General features: G+C 65.5%; 23 protein-coding genes. 15 read left to right on the top strand and 8 right to left on the bottom strand.

What is annotated here, in order from left to right; genetic code table 11:
* Nucleotides 1-198 precede the first annotated feature (198 nt).
* Both PV796_RS07615 and PV796_RS07610 read left to right on the top strand, forming a co-directional pair.
* Nucleotides 199-966 carry a hypothetical protein gene (locus PV796_RS07615; RefSeq protein WP_274912156.1) on the top strand — a complete coding sequence of 256 codons (768 nt, stop codon included), beginning with the start codon at nt 199-201 and terminating at the stop codon, nt 964-966.
* Nucleotides 967-1,142: 176 nt separating this feature from the next.
* Nucleotides 1,143-2,516, top strand: coding sequence for a cation:dicarboxylate symporter family transporter (locus tag PV796_RS07610; RefSeq protein WP_274912155.1), 1,374 nt, complete (start codon nt 1,143-1,145; stop codon nt 2,514-2,516).
* A gap of 68 nt (nt 2,517-2,584) precedes the next feature.
* Here the strand turns inward: PV796_RS07610 and PV796_RS07605 are convergent, their stop codons facing one another.
* Nucleotides 2,585-4,021, bottom strand: a complete 1,437-nt coding sequence (locus PV796_RS07605; protein ID WP_274912154.1) for a Gfo/Idh/MocA family protein — start codon at nt 4,019-4,021, stop codon at nt 2,585-2,587.
* A gap of 341 nt (nt 4,022-4,362) precedes the next feature.
* On the opposite strand from PV796_RS07605, the gene PV796_RS07600 reads away from it, so the two are divergent.
* Nucleotides 4,363-5,784 carry an alpha-amylase gene (locus PV796_RS07600; RefSeq protein WP_446750568.1) on the top strand — a complete coding sequence of 474 codons (1,422 nt, stop codon included), beginning with the start codon at nt 4,363-4,365 and terminating at the stop codon, nt 5,782-5,784.
* Between the two features lie 13 nt (nt 5,785-5,797).
* On the opposite strand, the gene PV796_RS07595 is transcribed toward PV796_RS07600, so the two are convergent.
* Both PV796_RS07595 and PV796_RS07590 read right to left on the bottom strand, forming a co-directional pair.
* The gene (locus PV796_RS07595; protein ID WP_274912153.1) at nt 5,798-8,743 is read right to left on the bottom strand and encodes an FAD-binding and (Fe-S)-binding domain-containing protein; all 2,946 of its coding nucleotides are present in this window, start codon (nt 8,741-8,743) and stop codon (nt 5,798-5,800) included.
* Nucleotides 8,744-8,792: 49 nt separating this feature from the next.
* On the bottom strand, nt 8,793-9,248 hold the full coding sequence (locus PV796_RS07590) for a MarR family winged helix-turn-helix transcriptional regulator (protein ID WP_274912152.1): 456 nt from the start codon (nt 9,246-9,248) through the stop codon (nt 8,793-8,795).
* Between the two features lie 110 nt (nt 9,249-9,358).
* Between PV796_RS07590 and PV796_RS07585 the strand changes: the two genes are divergently transcribed.
* Nucleotides 9,359-11,218, top strand: a complete 1,860-nt coding sequence (locus PV796_RS07585) for an ABC transporter ATP-binding protein (RefSeq protein WP_274912151.1) — start codon at nt 9,359-9,361, stop codon at nt 11,216-11,218.
* A 413-nt stretch (nt 11,219-11,631) separates the two neighbouring features.
* Here the strand turns inward: PV796_RS07585 and PV796_RS07580 are convergent, their stop codons facing one another.
* From PV796_RS07580 to PV796_RS07560, 5 genes are all read right to left on the bottom strand, one after another.
* Nucleotides 11,632-11,883, bottom strand: coding sequence for a hypothetical protein (locus PV796_RS07580; RefSeq protein WP_274912150.1), 252 nt, complete (start codon nt 11,881-11,883; stop codon nt 11,632-11,634).
* A gap of 57 nt (nt 11,884-11,940) precedes the next feature.
* Nucleotides 11,941-12,990: a CRISPR-associated endonuclease Cas1 gene (gene cas1 / locus PV796_RS07575; protein ID WP_274912149.1), complete on the bottom strand. Its 1,050-nt coding sequence runs from the start codon at nt 12,988-12,990 to the stop codon at nt 11,941-11,943.
* 803 nt (nt 12,991-13,793) lie between these two features.
* On the bottom strand, nt 13,794-14,096 hold the full coding sequence (locus PV796_RS07570; RefSeq protein WP_274912148.1) for a hypothetical protein: 303 nt from the start codon (nt 14,094-14,096) through the stop codon (nt 13,794-13,796).
* 592 nt (nt 14,097-14,688) lie between these two features.
* Nucleotides 14,689-15,345: a hypothetical protein gene (locus tag PV796_RS07565; protein WP_274912147.1), complete on the bottom strand. Its 657-nt coding sequence runs from the start codon at nt 15,343-15,345 to the stop codon at nt 14,689-14,691.
* Nucleotides 15,338-15,643, bottom strand: coding sequence for a hypothetical protein (locus tag PV796_RS07560; protein WP_274912146.1), 306 nt, complete (start codon nt 15,641-15,643; stop codon nt 15,338-15,340). The genes PV796_RS07565 and PV796_RS07560 overlap by 8 nt, the downstream gene beginning before the upstream one ends.
* Nucleotides 15,644-15,817: 174 nt before the next feature.
* On the opposite strand from PV796_RS07560, the gene PV796_RS07555 reads away from it, so the two are divergent.
* The 11 genes from PV796_RS07555 (at nt 15,818) to PV796_RS07505 (ending at nt 24,798) form a co-directional block, all read left to right on the top strand.
* Nucleotides 15,818-16,243, top strand: a complete 426-nt coding sequence (locus PV796_RS07555) for a hypothetical protein (RefSeq protein ID WP_274912145.1) — start codon at nt 15,818-15,820, stop codon at nt 16,241-16,243.
* Complete coding sequence (locus PV796_RS07550) at nt 16,215-16,928, top strand: ATP-binding protein (RefSeq protein WP_274918897.1); 714 nt, start codon at nt 16,215-16,217, stop codon at nt 16,926-16,928. The genes PV796_RS07555 and PV796_RS07550 overlap by 29 nt, the downstream gene beginning before the upstream one ends.
* An 84-nt stretch (nt 16,929-17,012) precedes the next feature.
* Nucleotides 17,013-17,165, top strand: coding sequence for a hypothetical protein (locus PV796_RS07545; protein WP_274912144.1), 153 nt, complete (start codon nt 17,013-17,015; stop codon nt 17,163-17,165).
* Between the two features lie 13 nt (nt 17,166-17,178).
* Entirely contained in the window at nt 17,179-18,297 is a 1,119-nt protein-coding gene (locus PV796_RS07540; protein WP_274912143.1) for a hypothetical protein, read from the top strand.
* A 434-nt stretch (nt 18,298-18,731) separates the two neighbouring features.
* Nucleotides 18,732-18,881 carry a hypothetical protein gene (locus tag PV796_RS07535; RefSeq protein ID WP_274912142.1) on the top strand — a complete coding sequence of 50 codons (150 nt, stop codon included), beginning with the start codon at nt 18,732-18,734 and terminating at the stop codon, nt 18,879-18,881.
* A 217-nt stretch (nt 18,882-19,098) separates the two neighbouring features.
* Nucleotides 19,099-19,545 (top strand): hypothetical protein, encoded by a 447-nt coding sequence (locus tag PV796_RS07530; RefSeq protein WP_274912141.1) that lies wholly within the window; start codon nt 19,099-19,101, stop codon nt 19,543-19,545.
* The gene (locus PV796_RS07525) at nt 19,542-19,700 is read left to right on the top strand and encodes a hypothetical protein (protein ID WP_274912140.1); all 159 of its coding nucleotides are present in this window, start codon (nt 19,542-19,544) and stop codon (nt 19,698-19,700) included. The genes PV796_RS07530 and PV796_RS07525 overlap by 4 nt, the downstream gene beginning before the upstream one ends.
* 486 nt (nt 19,701-20,186) lie before the next feature.
* Complete coding sequence (locus PV796_RS07520; RefSeq protein WP_274912139.1) at nt 20,187-20,552, top strand: hypothetical protein; 366 nt, start codon at nt 20,187-20,189, stop codon at nt 20,550-20,552.
* A gap of 202 nt (nt 20,553-20,754) precedes the next feature.
* Nucleotides 20,755-21,240: a hypothetical protein gene (locus PV796_RS07515; protein ID WP_274912138.1), complete on the top strand. Its 486-nt coding sequence runs from the start codon at nt 20,755-20,757 to the stop codon at nt 21,238-21,240.
* A 76-nt stretch (nt 21,241-21,316) separates the two neighbouring features.
* A complete protein-coding gene (locus PV796_RS07510) occupies nt 21,317-21,778 on the top strand; it encodes a hypothetical protein (RefSeq protein ID WP_274912137.1) in 462 nt (153 codons plus the stop codon).
* 347 nt (nt 21,779-22,125) lie between these two features.
* A complete protein-coding gene (locus PV796_RS07505) occupies nt 22,126-24,798 on the top strand; it encodes a hypothetical protein (protein ID WP_274912136.1) in 2,673 nt (890 codons plus the stop codon).
* Nucleotides 24,799-24,884 lie beyond the last annotated feature (86 nt).

The raw sequence follows: 24,884 nt of genomic DNA, 5'->3' as shown, positions 1-24,884 counted from the left end.
GGTGTCTTGCGGGCAGGCCGGAGTGGCCCTCGCGGCCGGCCGTGACGGGCCCCGGCGCGAGCGGCGGCACAGGGAAGCGTGGCGTGTTGAGGGGCCTGGCTTCAAACCGTTTTTCACCAGAAAGGTGGTTAAGCCGCCGGAACGGCTTTACCGTCCCACTCGTTGGGGGTCGATGGCCCGTCAGGGTGGGATGGGAGCATGGGCGTCATGCGGACGGTGGGCGGTGCGATGAGGGTGGCGGCGGTGGCCGTGGCGACGGTGGTCCTGCTGGCCGGTTGCGGTGCCGGCCACGGGGGCGACGGGCGGCGGGACGCCAAGGGCGAGGGGGCCGGGGCCCGGGAGCGGCCCGGCGGTCCGGCCCGCGGGGACTCGGCCACCACCCGTCACAAGGACCTCCCGGAGGTCGGCGTCGCGCTGCGGTCCCGGATTCCGGCCGGCAGTCGCCAGGTCGTCGCGGTGTACGGGGCGGGCCCGAACTCCCCGGACGCGACCGTGGTGCTGTACGACCGCGAGGGCAACGACTGGGTGAGTGAGGGGAGTTGGCCGGCGCACAACGGTCGGCGCGGGTGGACGGTGGATCACCACGAGGACGATCAGCGCAGCCCGGTCGGGGTGTTCCGGCTGACCGACGCTGGCGGGGTGCGCGCCGATCCGGGGACCCGGCTCCCGTACACCCACTCGGCGGCCTTCACCCCGCCGTCGTACTGGTCGAAGAACACCCGCCACGACTTCGACTACGTGGTGGCGATCGACTACAACCGGGTCGCGGGGGCCTCCCCGTTGGACCCCACGCGCCCGCAGGGGCAGTCCAAGGGCGGCGGGGTCTGGCTCCATGTGGACCACGGGAGCGGGACCTCGGCCTGCGTCAGCGTGGCCGAGCCGGCGATGGCGGCGCTGCTGCGGGCGCTCGACCCGGCGCGGCAGCCGGTGGTGGTGATGGGGGACAAGGCGCACCTGTCGGGGTGAACCGGGGAGGGGCGGGCCGGGGCGAGGGAAGCCACCGCGCCGCTCTTCTTGGATCAAGCTCCAAGATTTTCCCGGAAGTTGCACCGTCCTCTTCCGGCGTGATCGGCAACCGGCCATAGTGACGGACTTCGGAAGTCCACTTCCGTACTCCAAAATCCGTCCATGGAGGAGTGCCCGTGCCGCACGCCACCGGAACCCTCGTCCGCCGCGCCGGACGACTGCTGCGCACCAGCCTGTTCGCCCAGGTCTTGCTCGCCCTGCTGCTCGGTGTCCTGGTAGGACGCCTCTGGCCGCAGGCGGGCGGCTCGCTCCAGCCGTTGGGCGACGGCTTCGTCCGCCTCATCAAGGCGGTGATCTCCCCGCTCGTCTTCTGCGTCGTGGTCGCCGGCATCACCAAAGCCGGCGACCTGAAGTCCTTCGGCCGGATCGGCGTCAAGGCCCTGATCTGGTTCGAGGTCGCGACCAGCGCCGCCCTGGTCGTGGGCCTGCTGGCGGGCAACGTCTTCGCGCCCGGCGCGGGGATGCACATCGATCCGGCCACGCTCGACAAGGGTGCGGTCAACGCCCAGACCGGCGGCGGAAAGCTGCCCTCCGCCGCCCAGTTCGTCCTGGAGGCGCTGCCGAACAGCGCGGTCGGCGCGTTCGCCGAGAACTCGCTGCTGCAAGTCCTGGTCCTGGCCTGCCTGGTGGGCGCGGCACTGCTGCACCTCGGGCAGCAGCGGGTGCCCCAGGTGCTGCCGCTGATCGAGCAGACCCAGGACGTGGTCTTCACCATCGTCGGCTACCTCATGCGCCTCGCCCCGCTCGCGGTCTTCGGGGCCACCGCCCACCTCGTCGCCCAATACGGGCTGGGCGCGATGTCCACGTACGGCAAGCTGATCGCGGTCTGCTACGGCGTCGCGCTGGTCTTCCTGGTCCTGCTGGGCCTCGCCCTCAAGGCCGTGACCGGGCTGAGCCTGTGGAGGTTCGTCCGCTACACCCGCGAGGAGCTGCTGCTGGCGCTGGGCACCGGATCGAGCGAGACGGTGATGCCCCGGATGATGCAGAAGCTGCGCGCCGCCGGCTGCCGGGACGACGCGGTGGGTCTGGTGCTGCCCACCGGCTACTCCTTCAACCTCGACGGCGCCTCCATCTACCTCTCCGTCGGCACCCTCTTCATCGCGCAGGCCATCGGCGTGCACCTCTCGCTCGGCCAGCAACTCACCGTCGTGCTGGTGCTGATGCTGACCAGCAAGGGCATGGCGGGGGTACCCGGTTCGGCGTTCCTGGCGCTCTCCGCGACCGCCTCCGCGCTGGGCGTCATCCCGGCCGCCGCGGTCGCCCTGCTGCTCGGCGTCGACCGGCTCATGGACTCGATGCGGGTGGCGACCAACCTGCTCGGCAACTGCGTCGCGGTCTTCGCGGTGTCCCGTTGGGAGGGTGCGCTGGACCGGGTGACGGCGAAGCAGGTACTGGCCGGCGCGGCCCCGGCCGGGCGGTCGCCGGCGACGCCCGCCCCCGCCGGCCAGGAGGAGCCGGACGGCACCGCCGTCGCGCCCGGCGAGCAGTGACCCACCGGGGTCCGGCGGCCCCCACCGGCCACCGGACCCCGGAGCCATGCCGGGGGGCAAGTCCCCCGTTACTCGGTCGGTTTGGGCGAGTCCATCCCGGGCCGCGCCTTGTGCCACAGCCCGCGGGTGAAGTCCGGGATCTCCTGCGGCATGCCCTTCGCCCTCAGCGAGCGGTCGCTCAGCGGCACCGGTGCGGACCAGGTCGCCGCGTCGTAGACGTCGAAGTCCGGTACCAGGCCGAGGCGCAGGCACTGGGTCAGCCGGAAGACCAGCATGTAGTCCATCCCGCCGTGGCCGCCGGGCGGGTTGGCGTGCTCCTTCCACAACCAGTGGTCCCACTCGGCGTACTTGCCGAAGTCGCCCCACTCGTCGTTGCCCTGGTCCGGCTCCAGATAGATCCGCTCGGGATAGTCCTCGAAGACCCCCTTGGTCCCGCCGAGGCTGTTGATCCGGCTGTACGGGTGCGGGGTGGAGACGTCGTGCTCCAGCCGGATCACCCGGCCCTTGGCCGTCTGCACCAGGCTGATCGTCCGGTCGCTCTCGACGTACGACTCCCGCCAACTCGGGTCGCCGGGCGGCATGTGCTGCTTGCGGTACGCGGCCAGGCCCAGCGCGGGCGTGCCGAAGCTGGCGATCCGCACCACCCGGTCGCCGCGGTTGACGTCCATGTAGCTGGCGACCGGACCGAAGCCGTGGGTGGGGTAGAGGTCGCCGCGCAGCCGGGTGTGCCACAGCCGGCGCCAGGGCCCCTCGTAGTACGTCGGGTCGAACATCAGGCCCCGCAGGTCGTGGAGGTACGCCCCGGCGCCGTGCAGCAGTTCGCCGAAGAGGCCGGCGTGCGCCATCCGCAGCACCCGCATCTCGTTTCTGCCGTAACAGCAGTTCTCCAACTGCAGGCAGTGTCTGCGGGTGCGCTCCGAGAGGTCCACCAGTTCCCAGAGCTGGTCCAGCCGCAGCGCCAGCGGGCATTCGGTGCCCACGTGCTTGCCGTTGAGCAGGGCGGTCTTCGCCATCTCGAAGTGCCGGTCCCAGGGCGTCGCCGCGTAGACGAAGTCGATGTCGGTGCGCCGACAGAGGTTTTCGAAGTCGTGGTCCCCGTTGGTGTAGACGGCCGGGGCGGGTTGGCCGGCCTTGGTCACCTTGGCGACGGCCCTGGCGACCTTCTCCTTCACCGGGTCGCAGAGCGCCACCACGCGGACGTGCGGGACCGCCAGGAAGAGGTCGATCATGCTGTCGCCCCGGTTGCCGAGGCCGATGATGCCGACCCGCACCGTGCTGCGCGGCGCGAACGGCACCCCGATCATGGTCTTGCCCTGCGGCTTCGGGGCGGTCGCTGCGGCCTCGGCGGTGCCGTCCGCGCCGGGTGCGGCCGCGGCCGCCGGGCCGGTGCCGAGAGCGGCGAGCCCCAGCCCGGCGGCGCCCGCCGCGCCGGCGGTCCACAGCACCGAGCGGCGGCTGGGGCCGGTCTCCTCGGGCTCCTGGTTCTGCGGTGGTGCCTCGTGCATCGGTCCTCCAAGGGAGCGGATCGTACGCGGGACAGTCGTGAACCTCGGTGAGGACCTTGACGGTTGGGCGGCCTGGGGCACAAGAGGGCACATTGGACTCCTGGTGCGCGTAGCTGGACTTTTCGCACCGGGGCGCGTGCCCGGCCGTCGAGGGCGCGGCGCGGCGCTCCGCCCGGCACGGCCGGTGTCTTTCGCAAGAGCCTGAAAAGCCTTGCCGAAAACCTTGACGTGTCCACGCACGAAAAGGCAGGCTCCGGAACGGAAATCCCCCCATGGCGGCCTGGCGCGTGGCTGCTCTCGTGGGCGCGGTCCCCGTGCCCCATGACGAAGGAGCCGCAACGATGCAGCGACGCAGGAGCCGCCCCGCACGGCGACCCGGAAGCCCAACGGCCCGACGCCGGGCCCGTGTTCTGGGCGGGGCGCTGACCGGGATGGTGACCGCGGTCGGCCTGACCGTCCTGGCCCCCTGGCCCTCGCAGGCCACCCCACCAGGCGACCGGACCGTCACCGCCACCCTCTTCGAGTGGAAGTACGCGGACGTCGCCCGGGCCTGCACCGACCAACTGGGCCCGGCCGGCTACGGCTACGTGGAGGTCTCACCCGCCAGCGAGCACATCCAGGGCGACCAGTGGTGGACGTCGTACCAGCCGGTCAGCTACAAGATCGCCGGCCGGCTCGGGGACCGCACCGCGTTCGCCTCGATGGTCAACGCCTGCCACGGCGCCGGCGTCAAGGTCATCGCCGACGCCGTCATCAACCACATGTCGGCCGGCTCCGGGACCGGCACCGGCGGTACCCAGTACACCAAGTACAACTACCCCGGCTACTACCAGGACTGGGACTTCCACACCTGCCGCAAGCCGATCTCCGACTACACCAACCGCTCCGACGTCCAGAACTGCGAACTGGTCGGCCTCGCCGACCTCGACACCGGCAGCGACTACGTCCGGACCACCCTCGCCAAGTACCTCGACGACCTGCGGTCGTTGGGCGCGGACGGCTTCCGGATCGATGCCGCCAAGCACATCGCCGCCACCGACCTCGCCGCCATCAAGGGCAAGATGAAGGACCCCGGCTACTGGGTGCAGGAGGTCGTCTACGGCGCCAACGAGGCCGTCCAGCCCGACGAGTACACCGGCACCGGCGACGTCGACGAGTTCCGCTACGGCACCCACCTCAAGAGCGCCTTCCAGGGCGGCAACCTCGCCCAGCTGAAGTCCGTCGCCGATGGCAAACTGGGCAGCGACAACGCCCGTACGTTCGTCGACAATTGGGACACCGAGCGGAACGGCTCCACCCTCAGCTACAAGGACGGCGCGGCCTACACCCTGGCCAACGTCTTCATGCTCGCCTCGCCGTACGGCTCGCCCAACGTCTACTCCGGCTACACCTGGACCGACAAGGACGCCGGCCCGCCGCCGTCGGGCAGTTCCGGGTGGACCGACGAGCACGCCAAGCGGGAGATCACCGGGATGGTGGGGTTCCGTAATGCGGTGGGGTCGGCGGGGCTGACCAACTGGTGGGACAACGGGGGCAACGCGATCGCGTTCGGGCGGGGGTCGACGGGGTTCGTCGCCCTCAACGGCGGGGACGGGGAGGTGAAGCGGACGTTCGCGACGTCGTTGCCGGCCGGCACGTACTGTGACGTGGTCGCGGCGGATCCGTCGGCGTGCGCTGGGCACACGGTGAGCGTGGGCGGGGACGGCTCGGCGGCGATCACGGTGCCGGCGCACGGCGCGGTGGCGCTGCACATCGCTCGCTGACGCCCGCTCGCCCTCACCCTCCGGACGGGCTGGAGTGTCCCGGCCGTGTCGCCCACTCCAGCGCCAGGAGGGCCGAGCGGTAGCCGCGGCCCCCCGTGGCGTGGTCCATGCCGATCTCGCACATGCGGTTGGCCGAGAGGTGGGCGTCGAAGTGGCGGGCGGTGACCTCCGCGGCCTCCCTCGCGGTGGCGGACTCGGTGAGTTCCGGGTGGAGCATGCCGCGGTCGCCGGCGAACGCGCAGCAGCCCGCGTCGTCCGGCACCACCACCTCGTCGGCGCACGCCTCGGCGACCCGCCGCAACTGCTCCTCGTCCCCCAAGTGCTGCATGGAACAGGTGGGGTGGAGGACGGCGGAGCCGAGGGTGCGCCCGATCTCCAGGTGGGGGAGGAGCTCCGTGGCCCAGACGATCGAGTCGACGACGGTCAGTTCGGCGTGCAGCGCGCGGTTGGGCGGCGTGAGGTAGGGGACGACTTCGCGGGCCAGGCCCAGGGCGCAGGAGGACGCGTCCACGATCAGCGGGAGTTGGCCGCCGGCCGTCCAGCCCCAGGCCGCCTCGACGACGCGGTTGGCCATCAGGCGGTTGCCCCGCTCGTAGCCCTTGGAGTGCCAGATGGTGGCGCAGCAGGTGCCGGTGGTGTCCGGGGGGATCCAGACCGGGCGGTCGGCCCGGCGGGCGAGCGCCACCACGGCCTCGGGGAGGGACGGGCCGTGGTGGTCGGTGGGGCCGCCGAAGATCCGGTTGACGCAGGCCGGGTAGTACACGGCGGCGGCGCCCGGCCGGCGGGTCGCGGGCAGGCGGCGGGCCGCCGCGCCGGGGAGTTGGGGCAGCCACTCCGGTACCAGATCGGGGCGGACGGCCTTACGGGCGGCGCCGGTCAGCGAGGTCAACAGGCGGTCGTCGAGCCGGTCCGCGGCGGCCACCGCCAGCCGGGCGGCCCGCTCGACGACGGCGAAGTGCCGGGCGGTCCGCTCGGCCATCCGCTCCTCGCGCGGGGAGTGCCGCCGGTGCCGGAAGTCCTTCATCAGCGCGCCGGTGTCGATGCCGACCGGGCAGGCCAGTTTGCAGGTGGAGTCGCCGGCGCAGGTGTCGACCGCGTCATAGCCGTAGGCGGCCAGCAGGGCGTCGTTGACGGCGGAGCGGGGCGGCTGGCGCAGCATCTCGCGGCGCAGCACGATGCGTTGGCGGGGCGTGGTGGTCAGGTCCTCGCTGGGGCAGGTCGGTTCGCAGAAACCGCACTCGATGCAGGGGTCGGCGAGCGCCTCGACCTGCGGGATGGTCTTCAGCCCGCGCAGGTGCGCCCGCGGATCACGGTCGAGGAGGATCCGCGGGGCGAGGATGCCCCGCGGGTCCACGATCTCCTTGATCCGCCACATCAACTCGGTGGCCCGCGGCCCCCATTCGAGCTCCAGGAACGGCGCGATGTTCCGGCCGGTGGCGTGCTCGGCCTTGAGGGAGCCGTCGAAGCGCTCGACGGTCAGCCGGCAGAAGTCGTCCATGAAGGCGGCGTAGCGGGCCACGTCGTCGGGGTCGCCGGCGTCGAAGGCGAGCAGGAAGTGCAGGTTGCCGTGGGCGGCGTGCCCGGCGACCGCCGCGTCGAAGCCGTGCCGGGCCTGGAGCTCCAGCAGCGCCGTGCAGGCGTCGGCGAGCCGGGCCGGCGGCACCGCGAAGTCCTCGGTGATCAGCGTCGTGCCGGAGGGCCGGGAGCCGCCCACCGCGGTGACGAACGCCTTGCGAGCCTTCCAGTAGCCGGTGATGGTGGCCGCGTCCCGGGTGAAGGCGTTGTCGACCGACGGCACCGGGGCGACCAGCTCCAGCCCCGCCAACACCCCGGCCGCCGCCTCTTCCCGGGCCCGCTGCGCGGCCTCGTCCGGCGCCCGGAACTCCACCAGCAGCGCAGCGGTCTCCTTGGGCAACTCCGCCCAGTCCGCGGGCACTCCGGCCACGCTGACCGACGCGCGCAGGGTGTTGCCGTCCATCAGCTCCACGGCCCGGGCGCCGGCCTCGTTGAAGCGCGGGACGGCCCTCGCCGCGGCGGCCAGGGTGGGGAAGAACAGCAGCGCGGTGGAGGTGCACCGGTCCAGCGGCAGGGTCGTGAAGACCGTCTCGGCGATGAAGCCGAGGGTGCCCTCGGAGCCGACCATCAGGCCGCGCAGGATCTCCGTCGGCGTCCGCCCGTCGAGGAGGGCGTCCAGGCGGTAGCCGTTGGTGTTCTTGAGCGCGTACTTGGCGCGGATCCGGGCGACCAGCTCAGGGTCCGCCTCGATCTCCGCCTTGAGGGCCAACAGCTCGGTGCAGAGCACCGGTTCGGCCCGGGCCAGATGGGCGTCGGCGTCCGGCCGGGCGGTGTCGACGACGGTGCCGGACGGCAGCACGAGGGTCAGCGAGGACAGCGTGCGGTAGGAGTTGCGGGTGGTGCCGGCGGTCATGCCGGAGGCGTTGTTGGCGACCACGCCGCCCACCGTGCAGGCGATGGCGCTGGCCGGGTCGGGGCCGAGCAGCCGGCCGTACCGGGCGAGCGTGGCGTTGGCCCGCAGGACGGTGGTGCCGGGCCGGATCCTGGCCCGGGCGCCGTCGTCCAGCACCTCGATGCCGGACCAGTGCCGGCGCACGTCGACGAGGATGTCCTCGCCCTGCGCCTGGCCGTTGAGCGAGGTGCCGGCGGCCCGGAAGACCACGTGGCGGCCGTGCGCGCGGGCGTAGCCGAAGACCGCCGCGATGTCGTCGGCGGTCTCGGCGATCACCACGACCTGCGGGAGGAAGCGGTAGGGGCTGGCGTCGGAGGCGTACCGGACCAGGTCGGAGACCCCGTGCCGCACCTTGTCCGCGCCGAGCAGGGCGATCAGGTCGCCGCGCAACGGTTCCGGAGTGCCGCCCGCCAGCCGCTCGGGCACCCGGTCGGATGCGGGCCGGGTCGCGGTGGGCCGCAGGGCCTCGGGGGTGGGCTCCAGCAGGGGCACGGTGACCTCCGGTTGACGGTGCGTCAGTGCGGCGGGCCGGGCGGCCCCGTCAGTGCGGTTCGCCCGGACCGTCGACGAGGGTGGACAGCAGGCCGCCGAGCTCCGCGCGCTGTTCGGCGGTGAGTGGAGCCAGGATCTCCTCCGCGGCGGCCCGACGGGCGCCGCGCAACGCCCGCAGCGCGGACCGGCCGGTGTCGGTCAGCTCGATCCGCACCACCCGGCGGTTGGTCGGATCGGGCACCCGGCGCACCGCGCCGTTCGCCTCCAGCGCGTCCACCAGCGTCGTCACCGCGCGGGGCACCACCTCCAGCCGCTCGGCGAGGTCGGCCATCCGCGGCGGGGCGTCGTGGCAGTGGCCGACGATCCGCAGCAGACGGGACTGCGCGGGGGTGAACGCGAGATCCAGGTCGGCCATGTGGCGCTTCTGGCTGCGGTGCATCCGACGGGTCAGTCGCACCAGTTGCTCGGCGACGTTGGCGCTGACCGACGGCTCGGGGGAGGACATGGCCCCAGGGTACAGGACAAGATTCATTGTGAGTATAGGTAACAATGAGCTAAGCTCGGCAAAGTTCCCATCCGCCCAGCCTTCTGGTTCCCGCCCCCTCGAAGGAGCCCATGCGTCCCGAACCGCCCGCACCGGACTGGACCCCGCCGCCCAAGGACCCCGACGCCCCGGTCCAACTCCGCCGGATCCTCGCGCTGTTCCGGCCCTACCGCGCCCGGCTGGCTCTGGTCGGCCTGCTCGTCGCCGCGTCCTCCCTGGTCTCGGTGGCCTCCCCCTTCCTCCTCCGGGAGGTCCTGGACGTCGCCATACCCGACCGGCGCACCGGCCTGCTCACCCTGCTCGCCCTCGGCATGATCGCCACCGCGGTCACCACCAGCGTCTTCGGCGTCCTGCAGACCCTGATCTCCACCACCGTCGGCCAGCGCGTCATGCACGACCTGCGCACCGCCGTCTACGCCAAGCTCCAGCGGATGCCGCTGGCGTTCTTCACCCGCACCCGCACCGGCGAGGTCCAGTCCCGGATCGCCAACGACATCGGCGGGATGCAGGCCACCGTCACCTCCACCGCGACGTCCCTGGTCTCCAACCTGACCTCCGTCGTCGCCACCGTCGTCGCCATGGTCGCCCTCGACTGGCGGCTGACCGTCGTCTCGCTGCTCCTGCTCCCGGTCTTCGTCTGGGTCAGCCGTCGGGTCGGCAACGAACGCAAGAAGATCACCACCAAGCGGCAGAAGCAGATGGCCACGATGTCCGCGATGGTCACCGAGTCGCTGTCGGTCAGCGGGGTGTTGCTCGGCCGCACCATGGGCCGGGCCGACTCCCTCACCAAGGACTTCGCCACCGAGTCCGAGCGCCTGGTCGACCTGGAGGTCCGCGCCAGCATGGCCGGCCGCTGGCGGATGGCCACCATCGGCATCGTCATGGCCGCCATGCCCGCGCTCATCTACTGGGCCGCCGGCCTGGTCCTCCAACTCGGCGGCCCCGCCTTCTCCCTGGGCACCCTGGTCGCCTTCGTCACCCTCCAGCAGGGCCTGCTGCGCCCCACCGTCTCCCTGCTGTCCACCGGCGTCGACATGCAGACCTCGCTCGCGCTCTTCCAGCGCATCTTCGAGTACCTCGACCTGCCGGTCACCATCACCGAACCCGCCGCGCCGGTCCAACTGCCCGCCCCGCGCGGCGAGATCCGCTTCGAGGGCGTCTCCTTCGGCTACGACCCGGAGGTCGCCCCCACCCTCGACGGCATCGACCTGACCGTCCCGGCCGGCAGCAGCCTCGCCGTCGTCGGCCCGACCGGCAGCGGCAAGACCACCCTGAGCTACCTCGTCCCGCGCCTGTACGACGTCACCGGCGGCCGGGTCACCCTCGACGGCACCGACGTCCGTGACCTCGACTTCGAGACCCTGGCCGGCGCGGTCGGCGTGGTCTCCCAAGAGACCTACCTCTTCCACGCCTCGGTCGCCGAGAACCTCCGCTTCGCCAAGCCGGACGCCACCGACGAGGAGATCGAACGGGCCGCCCGGACCGCCCAGATCCACGACCACATCGCGGCGCTCCCCAACGGCTACGACACCGTCGTCAGCGAACGCGGCTACCGCTTCTCCGGCGGCGAGAAGCAGCGCCTGGCCATCGCCCGCACCATCCTGCGCGACCCACCGGTCCTCGTCCTGGACGAGGCCACCAGCGCGCTGGACACCCGCACGGAACACGCCGTCCAGAAGGCCATCGACGCGCTCTCCGAGGGCCGCACCACCCTCACCATCGCGCACCGCCTCTCCACCGTCCGGGACGCCGACCAGATCGTCGTCCTCGACGACGGTCGGATCGCCGAACGCGGCACCCACGACGAGCTGTTGGCCGCGGATGGCCGCTATGCGGCATTGGTGCGCCGCGATGCCCATGGGTCGGCGCCGCACGTTGTCGGCTGTCCCGCCGTGGGGGTTGCTGTCCTTTGCGCCTGCAGCGCGGGCTGAGTTGTCCGCTGCGCGGGGCTGTCGGGGTGCGGTGACGGGCCTCCGGGGCAGGGCGTTCGGACTGCTTCGCTTTACGTCCGAACGCCCTGCCCCTCCGGCCCGTCCCCTCCCGTGGGATGGGTGAAAAAACGGTGGCTGGTGCCTCCTGCCAGTAGGTCAACTCGGGCCTCTGGGTTGAGTGGTGACCGTCAGGTGACGAGCAACGACCATCACCAGAATGACAGGTCCTGACGGTCAGAGGGCCACGATGGTTAGCCCCCACTCACCCGTCTTCCCACCCACTCACGGGAGGGGGAGTAGAGAGAGACCCCAGATTCTGTCCGATCGTTGCGTACGTCAACGACTCTGGCGCTCCGGGGCATGCGAACGGCCACCCTCTGTGAGGGTGGCCGTTCGGGGTGTGCCGCTTAGGTTCAGTCGTCGTACATGTCGCCCGAGAACAGATCCCGGGCCATGGCGGCGATCACGTCCCGGCGTGTCCAATCGTTGCCGATCGCGGCTTCCGGGTAGTCGGGCGGCAGGCCATCCTCCACCTTCCGAACGATGTCCTCGATTTGAAACGTAATTCCCGTGTCCACTGCGATGGGGGCAATCACGTCTACCGCTGCTTCGGTGCGTCGAATCAAGTCATGCACAAGGGTGTCGTAGTCATCCAAGGCGTTCATTCAAGTACCGTACCGAATCAGGGAGTTACCCGAAGCTGATACGCGTAACCTGCCCACTCAATGTGTAGCTTTGAGGGTCCGCCTTGTGAGGGGCGTCCGCTTTTTGATCTTAGTGTCACACGATTCCGCAAGTATGTGCGTAACGTCTTCAGCGGCTTCGGCTAGCGGCTCCTTGACCGCTTCTCGCGCCTGTTCGATGACTTCGCGATCAAGTGGGCTTCCCACCGTGCATTGACCCTCGTTGGTTTCGTGGAAGTCGCGACGAGTGAAGACTCGTTCTGTGACCAGATCAAGAACCATCTGGTCTACGTGAGGCCGGGCGACTTCCACTAGGTCCAGAGCCATGCTGTGTGACTTGTGTTCCTTGGGGCGGTGCAGCAGCCCTAGTTCCGTGTCGAGTCCTAAGGCGTGGCAGGCTAGCCGTGCTTCGGCGTAGCCAATCGAGTAGCCAAGGTTCAACAGTGCGTTGAACGGGGTTACAGCCTTACGTGGTGTCTTCCCTGCGTACTGCAATGCGGAGGAGCGTGTTTGGAATGTCGTCCAGTGTTCGGGCACGTCGCCACGGAACTTGACCTGGGTGCCCCTGATGCTGGCCCAGTAGTAGCGGCTGGTCTTGGCTTCGATCGCGGTAATTTCGGGGATGGTGTCTACGTCGTGTTGCAGCCGGATCAAGTGGTCTTTGATCCGGGGGTGTCCGCTGACCTCGTACTGTCCGGTGATTTTGCGATCCATGATGTACCGCACGGCTTCGATGCTGCCGAGTGCTTGTGCTCGGTGCAGCCGGCCTTCGTAGTAGGTGTCAGCCGGAGATGTCATAAGGACATCTCCGGCTGGATCGAGCATGATGACGCTGATTCCCACGTCTTTGCACCACTTCATCGCGTCGATGGTGAGGTAACCGTCAACGGCTTTGATGATGATGCGTTTCACTCTCCGTTCGATTCGGGAGAGTTGGTTGGTGCGGCGGTGGGGGCCGAAGCCATCGTGGATGGCCAACTGTCCGCGTTCCACGGTGAGTTTGGCTCCGAAGCCTTCTACGATGAGTGTGGGTCCGATGGTGCGGGGAGCGAAAATCTCGGCCAGTTCGGGGATTTCAGCATCCGTCATGCTCTAATTCTATCGACCATGTCCCCAATTCCGAAGAGTTTTACCCAACTTGGGGAAGCTTCTTTCCTCGCAATCGTCGCCACATGCGACGCAACCGCCCTGCCCTCACGGTAACTGTCTCGAAGTGAGCGTTGCCCTCCCCATCGATGTGCGCCACCAACTTCCCACCAGCGTCGTACACATGCAATGAGTCAAAGGCGCGTTGAGTCCCTTCGCCCCAGGGCATCAGATCAACCCCTCAAGTTCGGTGAAGAGCGTCGCCACGGGTGGATTCACGCCCGCGTCAGTGAGCCACACGAGGTAGAGGCGGGTACCCGGCGGGATGGAAACCTTGTGGTACGGCTCGAATTCTCGTGTGGTGGCGCTCGGCGCCCCGGAAATCATCACGGAGTCATTGCGGAGTTCAAGTGTGGTGTTCGGCGGGATGCCGCTAGGTGGGTTGATCGCTATCCGATAGAAGGACCTGGGCCGGTTGTCCGGCGGGAATTGGATCGCCCAGACCTGTTGTCCGGGTGCGCCGAATGCAGTCCCGTCTACTAGTGAGCCCTGTTCGGTGATTGGCGAAAGACTAGGCACGATATTCCCTCGTTATTGGTCCGGAAACGCGGAACGCCCCGACGCGGGGTCGGGGCGTTGGTGGCGCACGTACTTAACGGAGCATGGCGATTACCTGGGGGAGCATCGCGGCATACTGAGCGGGAATCGGTTGGCGCTCGGTTTTTCCTGTGACTGGATCGACGATTTCGACGCTGAACGTGTCGTCAGCTTCTCGGTACAGCTCTGCCCGCAGGATGAGGGTTGCCTCAACCATTGGACTCACCCATGTCGTGCTCGGCCTTGAACAGGACGCGGTGCCCTTCGGCGGTTTCGTCACGGCGCGTGGCGACGTGGTAGGCGAAGCGGGTGGAGCGGTTGACGTACTGGAGTAGCTTCGCGAGTTCTTCGGCCTGTTCGGCCGTCTCGAACTTTGCGGAGAGCCACGCACCCTTTTGGGCGCTGGCGGAGATGCTTTCCAGTAGCCAGGTGGGGAGGCTGGGGCCGGGGCGTCCCCGACCGGTGGGTACCTCGTTCTCCGGCACGGTTTCGATTGGAATTTCAGACAGCACGTGAATCCCCCATGTACTCGCATTTACTCGAACACGCGTCCAAGTCTAACCCGCCGGTAGCGGGATGTCGCTTAAATAAAACGTGGCCGGTTGACCATGAGTTGGTCAAGGGCCGGGGGCATATGACATTGGCGAACACTATGTTCCCATCCCGTATTCCCGGCCCGTCGTCACAGTTGCCATTCCCGCCCTACGGGTACCTCAGCCACGTGTACGAGCCCGGTGACGTGTCGGGCTTCGCCCAATCCAGTCACGATGAGCGGTTGTGTACCGAAGAGAATGACTTGGTTGTCTTGCCAGCGCATGACGTGTTCTGTCTCGTCACCCCGCTCTATTCCGACCAGCGAGGAGGTTTCGAGAGATTGTGTGAAGACTCGTAGGGGACTGTGTTCATCGAACGTGGCGGACAGGAGCCGCACTGACCAGACGTAGCCGCTTTCGGGGGCACCGACGGTTGCGGGGAGCGGTCCGGAGTAGGGGATGCGCTTGTATCGGACTCCACCCCGCCATGGGCCTAGTTGGTCGGTGAGTACCTGATTTAGTTCATCCTTCGTGAGGAAATCGACCTCTGCCCCTGCCTTGATTCTGAACTTCATAGGTTGTCCTTTGCGAAGAAAACCAGTCCGATGATGAAGAAGACGACACCCACCGCGATGAACGCGACTTTCATGCGATTGGTCCACCACCACGTAAGCAGCGTACCTATTTCCGCGAAAGGCTGTGCAATCATCGCGAACGGCACGGCAATCGCGGAAATGAGTCCGCCTATCCCGAAGTCGAAGAGCCCCGCGTTCTGCGCCGACGTGGCGCCAGGACCGCCCCCTCCTGGCGGTGCTCCGTCGGCGGGTGCGTGACCCCCCAGGGCTCCCACCGTGGCCCTCCAGGCCGCGTGCACGCTCTCGGCGCCCCGGCCGGAGTAGTAGGGCTCTGCGGGGGCTTCAGCAGCCACCGCAGCTTGCTCTGCGGCCCTCTCAGGGTTGGAGCGCCACAGGGACTCGGGCTGTGCTGCGGCTCCCCGCTGGTAGGCACTGAGCATGTACCGAGTCGCCCATGCGGGGTTCTGCGCTTGGGCGGCCGTGACGCCGGGGTGTGCGGGCAGGTGGATCTGGTAGGGCCCGAAGGACGTGCCGTTGTCGCCAACTGCGCCCGGATTCCAACTCGACTCCAGTCGAGAACCAAGCAGCATGGATTCCCGCACGTGGGGGTCTTTGGTGGCGTCAAGGATCGCTTGTACGACGGAGTCAGCCAAAGTAACGGCTCCTACTCGGCGCCTTCGGTTCCTTCTTCCGCTCGGGTTCCGCTTCGGCTTCGGCGGTTTCCTCGGGCGATTCCTTCGCAGTGTCTTCATTTTTCGGGGATTCTGGTACCGCGAAGCCGAAAGCCTTTTTGAACGCCGCCGCGTTTCCCCGGAAAACGATGATCTCCTCCGTTCCGGCATCGTCCACCTGGTCAGCAATCTCTTCGGGTTCGGCCTCGTTCTGTTCCTGTTCTGCTTCCTCCATCAATCGCTTAAGAAGTGCTTTTTCTTCGGCGCTCAAACGTGCCATGGGATTCCCTGCCTTTTCCGGACAGCCGTGGGGCCGTGAGGCACCCTGTGTTTTCTCCCTCTGACCAGCGGAAACGCGGACACCGGCATGGGTGGGTGGGAACACTCCTGCCGATTTCTCGAATTCGCTGGCATGCTTTGAGTGTAAGCACTCGCCGCCCGATCCGGGGGAGCCATGTCGATACCACAAATTGAGTTCGATGTTCTCGAATCAGAGCCGAAAGCAGCACCTAAAGAACCGAAGCCAGGAGAGAAGTCGAAGAAGGGGCGCGGTCGGCGGTCGAATGCGTCGATTGAGGCGGAGATTCGCGACCAATTGCAGGCGTTCATGCAACTCGCTGCTATCTTTTGGGGAACTCGTGACGACGTATGTGCCGGAGTTCTCGGGCAACAGGCGCCTTTGATCGCTGAAGATCTCGCGGCGCTGGCCATGAAAAGCGAATGGGCGCGGAAGTACCTCACGCGGACCGCCGACATGGGCAGGGTAATTCCACTGCTCATGCACGTCACACCGGTTCTTCAAGCGGTGCGGATGCACCACATCACCTCTCGCTTCGAGAACGGGGGTGACGATGCCGCCGGAACGAGTCCCGTGGTCTGAACTCGGGCCCGAGTTCATCGGCTCATGGGGGTGGCCGGGCGGGAAATGGGAGCCTGAACACTTGGCGATTCTCGGGCCGACGGGTTCCGGGAAATCCTTCTTCATGACGCACATCATCGACCAACGGGCCCGACGTAGCGGCGCGAACGCGGTGATTATCGCGACGAAGCCAGCGGATTCGACCATGACGCGACTCACGAGAAGCGGTGAGTGGAAAATGCGTCGCACATGGCCACCGTCCTACGGTGAAGAACGCGTCATATTCTGGCCCAAAGCAACGGGGCTCGCTGAAGGTGTTCAGCAGCAGCGCAAAGCAATCTACGAAGTTCTCGCGGAAACCTGGAAACCGGACGCGAATACCATCGTCGCTTTCGACGAAATCGCCTACGTCGAACAGGACCTACGCCTTCAACCCTTCATCACGAAGTATTGGCGAGAGGCGCGGTCCCTAGGAATCACGATTGTCGCGACAACACAGCGACCTCGGTACGTATCCCGCTACATGCATTCAGAGCCAACCTGGTCAGTCGCATTTCTGCCCAGTGATGAGGATGAAGCAAAGCGAGTTGCCGAGATTATCGGCGGGCGGCGTAAGTACACCGAAGTGTTGATGTCTCTTGAGCCCCGAGAATTCCTCATCATTCATCGCAGAAAAAGGCTTGCGTACATTTCTCGGATCGCGTAGTACCCTGGGCCGCGGGGCCTTCCCTAAAAGTATTTCCCCGGCATTCTTCCGGGCTTCTCTTCGTCATGCAGAACGGAGGTGAATATGCACACGCACTTCAGTGCCATGGCGGCACTCGGCGCCTTTCTCGGAATCGTCGTGGTGGGCACCCTTTGGCGACTCATCGCAGCTCATTTGACGGCGGCCAACAGTTCTTTCGCGAACCACCTCGGTAAGGCAATGGCTTTCCAGTATTGAAAGGATCATTCACATGCCCGCTGCCACTAATGGCGCCAATGGTGCGGCTCCTGGCGCCACGATGAGCGCTACCGGCGGTGTTCCGTTCGTCGTCGGCTCCAACCACTACAGTGAACAGAACTTCCAATTTTCACTGGTTCAGGACTCTTCCGCTCACGAATACGTCCACAACATCACGCCCGGCGGGTTCCTGCGGGGAATCCGCATTCAGGTTAGCAACTCGGGCGGGGCTGGTAGCGCCAAGTACCACGATGACGCGCCATGGTCGATTATCCAGAGTATTTCCCTGGAGAACATCGACGGGTCTCCGATCAAGTACCCGATGAACGGGTTTTCCTGGTATCTCCAGAACAAGTACTGCGCTCCGTGGCACGGCGACCCCGCACGAGGGCCCCGAGCACACAACATTGGGCACTCCGGCGGGAACTTCGGTTTCGAGCTGCGCATGTTCCCCGAGATTCGCGATACGGCCGGGGTCCTGGCGAATACGGATGCCCGTGCGCAGTATCGCATTCGTATCACCATGGCGCCCGCTTCTCAGGTCTACAGCACCGTTCCGGCGACCATGCCGATTACTACCGTCACCGGAGTAATGGAGGCGTGGGCTCAGACGGATACGGCGGACTTGCACGGCAATCCGATCCAGGCTCGGCCCGATGGGTTGGCGGTCGCTGCGATTACCCGGCACCAGATTCTGACGCTCAACGCGGCCGGGGCCGACAACACTTTTCAACTCACCAACACCGGTAACGAGGTACGGTGCCTCATCATTGTGGCGCGTGATTCGAAGGGGGTTCGGCAGGATTATCTGTCGTCCCCGGTACGGTTCCGCCTCGATGACCGTTCACTGTCGGTGTTCTCACCGACCACCATCGTCAACAAGATGACGGATTTCTATCCGTTCTTGTCCAATGGGACGAGTCATCGGGAGACCGGTGTCTACGTCATCCCGCGATTCCGGCGCCCTGGTGACCTTATTGGCGAATACTGGCTTGGCACGTCCAACGCAACTTATCTCGTGATCGAGTCCTCCACACCAAATGACGCCACCAATGTCCCCGGCACTGCTGAATTCATCTCGGATGAAGTCGTGCCTGTGGCACCGGTTCCGGTTGAACTTGAGGGGGTCTGAGAATGCAATACCGACTCGGCGTAGACCTCGGAGGGACTTCCGGAGATATCCCCAACAGTCAGCCGGTCAACAGCCCTAATTTCTCCCGAAAGGGCGGTGTCACGTCCTGGCACCCCACGACGGTCTATCTCGTTCTGCTGGTCCTGGCGGAGTTCGGAACCTATGCCTTTCTCCGTCATGTCTTCCGCAATGCTCACGGGGGTTGATACCGCATGAATAAGCATGTCGTCATCGCGTTCTTTGTCGGGTGGCTGGCCGCACTGCTGATCTCCCCGACCATTCTCATGGCCGGTTTCAAGGGGCTCCGCAGTGGAGTCTAGGTTCACGGCCGGTGTCGTGCTCGGGTCGGTCGCCTGCGCCCTCCTGGCGGAGTTCTTCCGCCAGTTCTCGGCACGCCTGCTGATTGCCGAAGCCACTGACCTTTGCCGCCGATCATGGGCGACGTAATCGGGCTGGTCCTCATGGGGGTGGGCGCCATGCTGATTTGGATCGGTGTGCACGGCCACGAAGGAACCATGGCGGAAATGCTCTCCCAGTTCTTCGGCAAGGTGCAGTCAACCGAAAAGGGGGGTGGCGGTGCCTAGCGAAAAGGTCCAACAAGCCGCCACGGTCGCCGCCAAAGTCGCACCGATTCCGACCGTCAAGGCTGGCGCCATGGTGGTTGCAGCGAAGGGAGCCAAAGACCAAGCAGGCGGAAAGCCGCAGGGAAAGGCAAAGGGCGCCGCGGTGCCGAAGGGGTAGGCGCAGGGTAAGAAGTCGCGTATTCCTCTTCCCAAGGCAACGGGGCGCTATCCGCAGGCAGTGAAAGCGGAGTTCCTTGCAGCCCTGATCATCGTCGCACTCTTTCCCCTGGTGGCGAAGAAATTTTCTCCGGTGACGTGGCTGAAACGTCTTGTCGCGGTATGGCTGACGTTCGTATTCCTGATGCTGGCCTCGAAATTCGGAGCCCGGACAGGAAAGGTCGCAGCGGGTCTTGGCGGGTTGATTGTGCTCGGGCTGTTGGTCTACGGAGGGTCGGCCCGGGAAGGGCTGTTGGTCTCCGGCGCCCTGGGGAAACTCGGACAGGCACTTCAATCCGGTGATGGCGGAGCGAATGCGAAGCAATCCAGCGACACCAGGGAGCAAACACTGTTCTCCGGCGTGACGTGGCCGACCAACACCAACAGCGGCTTCGGCACCGGAATGGGAACTCAAGGGAACGGAAGTCAGGGAAATGGAAATCAGGGAAACGGGAGCGTGAGCACGTGAACAAGATCATTGACATTCTTACCGGCGTGATCATCGTCGCCGGAATCATGGTCCTGGTGCGCCCGGGATCGCAGGGGCCCTCACTGGTCAACTCCGTTGGGTCCTCGTTCTCCTCGATGATCAAGGCCGCGACCGGCGGGGGGTCATGGTCGTGATGAGCCACCGCAGCAGCACCCCCTTGCCGTACACCCGGCCCCGCTACGACACGGCGACCCTGCGACGGGGCGACGCGTCCGGCGGACCGCCCGAGAGCGGCCGGATACGGCATGCCTGGGGGCCGATTGAGCGCGTCGGGGGTCCCGCGTTCGCCAACCCCTCAACGGCAACGGAGGAGCGACGCAGGGGGCCCTACTGGCGGGCCGGGAACTATCGCCCTGCTGCCGACCCCCTCAGGTGGACGGACTCGGGCCCGATCCGTGCCGAGCTGCACATGGATACCTTCACCTGGCGCCGTTGGTCGGGAGGGAGTCACCAGGACCGGACGGGGCTCCACACCGGTACCCCCGTCGCGATGAGGGCTGCCAGGACGGCCGGGAGCAACAAGCCCAAGGTGATGGTGCGGCCCCGCCGGAACCGGCTCACGGAGCAGCGCTACCGGGGGCAGACGTACTCGGCGACTACCCAGGTTATTGGGGGTCGTGATGGCTGAACCGATCGACCGCCAGTTCTTCGCTCGTGATCTCGGGCCGTGGCCGATGTGGGTGTGGATTCTCGGCGGGGTCGCAGCGATGTACCTGTGGGAGAGGTTCAAGGGCGGTTCGAAGAAACCTGCTGGTCAGAGCACGCCGGTCACGTCCGGCAAGCAGGGCCAGGACGTGAACCTCGGGGCCACTCCCACCGCCCAGGTCCCGGCGGTGTTCGTGCTCCCCCAGGGGGTCACCACGGATGACGCGATGCGGGTGCAGGGTGGTGGTACGGGCAACTCGGGCGCCAACTCCGGTAACCCGCCAGGTAGTTCGGGGGGTTCGGTCAAGGACCGGCCAGGTAGCGGGGCGACTTCTGCATGAAAAAGTATCTGTTTCTGTTGCGTATTCGCCTCGCAATCCGCATTCATTCGCATCGCAGGAAGGCCAATAGTGCCGGACTTCCGTTAGATTTCTCCGCTATCAATCCGATTTCTGCCATAGAAAAGACGAATAAGTAAACGCTGGCACGGGCCGTGGGCGTATGCCTACAGTTATCGCTCACCAGCAGCACACGGAGGTCAAATTGCCGCGTAAGGCGACGCAAAGCACCGACGTAACCACCGCCCCCGAATCAGGGGCGGCCCGTTTCACCGACGAAGAGATCACTCGAATCCAGGAAGCTGGATTCGAATCCGTCGCATCGCACGCCGCCGACTTCGATAAGTTCTCGGAGTCTTACTCCGTCATCAAGGACAAGCGGGAACTGATCGCGGTTCCGTTCGTCTCACTCGAATGGCAATTCAACGAGGGGGACAATGGAGAGTTTGTGTCAGCGGTCATCATGCGGCGGGATAACTCCCTTGCTGTCCTCAACGACGGCGGCACCGGGATATACCGTCAGTACAAGCAACTTACCGAAAGCATCGGACGCCAACGCGGGCCGATCATGCACAAGGACGGGTTGCGAACCTCCGAATACTGGTTCAACCCCGACACCGGGGCGATTTCCCGAAAGCGTCCGGACAGTGAGGGCGACTGGCGGAAGGCGACCACCTTCTACCTGACCTGATCTCGAAGAGCTGGTGGGGCACGCGTCATGGGGAACGTGTGCCCCACCTTTTTCGTAGCTGAAAGGGGGCGCTCAAGTGGCCAGTCGCCGTGAATGGTCCGCCCTCAGCGACGGATACCGCGCACGGCTCGAAAGGAAAGGCATCGACCGTGCAGCCTACGAATCCGGGGCGTCGCTCAAATCCGCACGTGGTCACCGCGAAACCCCTGAGCACCCACGCGACGCTGCCCGGCGGCCGGCCGACTTCACAGCCTACCGAGTACGCAACGCTAAGAGAATCAACGTTCTCACTGACGCGGGATTACGGCGGGTGCGGCTCGATAAAGCCGACCGGAGCAAAGTCGCTCAACACTGGAACGCGGCCAAGGTGTGGGCTAAGAAAGGTCAAGCCGACAAGATAAATGCGATGGAAGGTGTCACCGTCCAAGACGTGGACACCGGGGAGAACATCCCACTCGCCGAAGCCAGCATGCAGCTCTACCAACTGGCCATCACGGGGGAAATGAACGTCGAATCAATCTATACCCCCACCGCGTGAGGAGAGACGTGCGCTACGAAGAACACCACATAGCCGGACGCCGAAACTCCAACGCCACCATCCGACTATGCGTCGAATGCCACCGCCGCATCACAGCATGCCAGGGCGCACTAGGCGTTCCCCTTTCTGGGACAACCCAGGAAACCCAACGCACCGCCGCCATGGTTCTCGGACTGCTCATCATCGTGGAGACAATCGCGAATGCCTACACCCGACGCATCGCAGAACGCTACGGACTCCGACCCGACACCCGCACTGGATACCGAACCCCTCGCGCTGCCTAAGCCCGAAGACCTCATTCCGACTAAGCCGCGTGTCATCGACGTCATCATTCGGGGGCTCGAACCGTGAGGCACATTCTCGTTTTCGATACGGAAACCACCGCCGACACCGTACAGAACCTCAACTTCGGCGCGTTCCGCATCTACGAACTCAACCACGAAGGGCAGATACTCACCCTGATTGAGGAAGGCATCTTCTATCAGGACGACTTGCCGGAGCGCGATCCGGAAGGGTTCGCGACACTGCGGGAATACGCTGAATCCCACACTGCCCCGATCGACCATCGCATCCTGTCAATATCGATCGCTGATCGGAAGCTGCATTTCCTTTCGCGTTCCGAATTCGTTGAACACTACCTGTGGCGACGCGCCTACCGGTACCGCATGGGAGTAGTCGGCTTCAACCTCCCCTTCGACATTTCCCGAATCGCCGTAGACGTAGGAGCCGCGCGAGGTTTCTACGATGGCGGATTCTCCTTCAAACTCTGGGAGGACAACGACCATTGGCGCCCCAGGTTGCGAGTCAAGCATTTGGACTCGAAGAAGTCGTTCATAGGGTGGGGCACGACTCCCGAGCACAAATGGCGGGGTCTGTTCATCGACTGTCGCACGCTGGCCTTCGGACTGACCAGCACGCCTCACAGCCTCGAATCCGCCTGTCGGGCGTTCAGCGTTGAGGGTAAGAACCCTGTGGTGGAACACGGCGTCATCACCCCGGAGTACATCGACTACTGCCGTGAGGACGTAGCAGCGACCGCCCGCCTTTTCGACGCCATGCTGTCCGAGTTCTACAAGCACCCCATCCCCAAACTGGCCCACCAGGTCTACTCGCCCGCCACACTGGCGAAAGGCTATTTCGAATCCATGGGCATCACTCCGCACATGGGGCGTTCCTCAGTCCCGGACGACGTGTTGGGGTTCACCATGTCCACCTTCTTCGGCGGCCGGGCCGAAGCACGCATCCGACGCACCACGGCTCCCGTCAGCGTTCTCGACTTCACATCTATGTATCCCACCGTCGGTCACCTCATGGGCTTGTGGGACCTGATCACGTCCGCCGACATTCAAGCCGTGGAATTCGATCTCGACCTAAGCAGCGTCGATGTGGACTACTGCCTGAACCCCGATAACTGGCCTAGCTTCGTCGGCATAGCCCAAGTCATGCCGGATAAAGACGTGCTACCAGTCCGCGCGAAATACGGGCCGAACGAGACGCCAAACATCGGCGTCAATTACTTCAGCGCCACCGAACCCTTCTGGTACGCCATTCCCGACGTAATCGCCTCCACCCTCCTCACCGGAAAGGCCCCGAAGGTGCTCAAAGCGTACCGGTTCACGTCGGCCGGCCGCGCCCCCTCACTTCAACCGGTCTCACTCCTGGGACGCATCGAAGTATCCCCGGAAGAAGACTTCTTCAAATACGCAGTGGAGGAGCGCCAACGGGTCAAGAACTCCGACCCCCAATTGGCGGCGCTCCTTAAGACCGTGGTGAACTCCGGAAGTTACGGAATCTTCGCCCAGGTCAACCGCAAGAAATTCGCCCAACCGACACCGGGCAAACTGTTGCACCGTTCCGGAGTAACCCAACGTATCAGCACAGTCAAGGAAACACCAGGCGAGTATTGCTATCCGCCACTGGCGACCATGCCGACTTCCGGGGCGCGGCTCATGCTCGCACTCATGGAAAAAATCGTTCTGGACTCCGGCGGATATTACGCGTTCATGGACACAGATTCCTGTGCGGTAACCGGCACTGATCCCGACACCATCATTGAACGCTTCGACGCACTGAACCCCTATGACCGTGATCTCGTGCCCCACATGCTCAAACGAGAATTTGACGGATACGCCTACGTCGTCAGCGCTAAACGCTACGTACTCACCGATGCGGCCGGGAACATCGTCAAGAGTTCCGAGCATGGTCTCGGCTATCTCATGGCACCGAAGAAGGGAAAGCACAAAGATTGGATTGAGAAACTGTGGCGTGCCATCCTCGATGACGAAGAACCCGAATGGGGAACCCTCCCCGCCCTCATGCCGCACAGCGTTTCATCCTGGGGCCTCTACAACGCCTTCCGCACCCTCAATGCGAAAAAGCCCTACCCGCAGCAAATGAAGCCTTTTAACTTCATGATGATCGGGCAAGTGCAGCCCATGTACCGAGACCCGCAAGGGGGGCTGCTCATCGCGCCCTACGAGTCCGACAGCAGCAAATGGGACCGCGTGACATGGGTGGACAGAAACAACCCCGAGAAGCCCATCAAACGCCCGCCGCTCGTTGTCTTCCAAGACGTCATCGACGACTACGCCGTCCACCCAGAATGGAAATTCGAAGACCTAAGTGGCCAACCCTGCATGCCGCCAATGCGAGGAATACTACGGCGTCAGTGGATTCATGCTCCCAGTGCCACGACAGTAGGCAAGGAATCCAACAGTTTGGAGGGGACGGAACTACTCGACGCCGAAGGAATCGCGCCCATCCTTTTCGGAAAAACCTGGGACGATTGGCTACCACTCATCACGCCATTTGAGGCGCAATGCATAACCGATCGAATCGTCTCCGATCGACAAATGCGCCGCTACCGCAGGGGCGACGCACCCAAACCCAACAAAATGAAGTCAATCATCCAAGCCTGCGCACTCTACGCATGGCGAGATCTGAGAAAGGAACACGCGGATTCAATCCTGAATCTCGACCCGCTACACGTGCTGCAAACCTGGCACCACATCAAACGCTGACAGCAAAGGACCCGCCAGCCCCACGCTGACGGGTCCTTTCGTCGCCTGAATGCTCCGCCAGCCAGGCGACTACACTATAACCGATG

Source organism: Streptomyces sp. WZ-12, assembly GCF_028898845.1.
Classification (GTDB): Bacteria; Actinomycetota; Actinomycetes; order Streptomycetales; family Streptomycetaceae; genus Streptomyces.
This window is presented reverse-complemented; position numbering and strand designations above follow the sequence as displayed.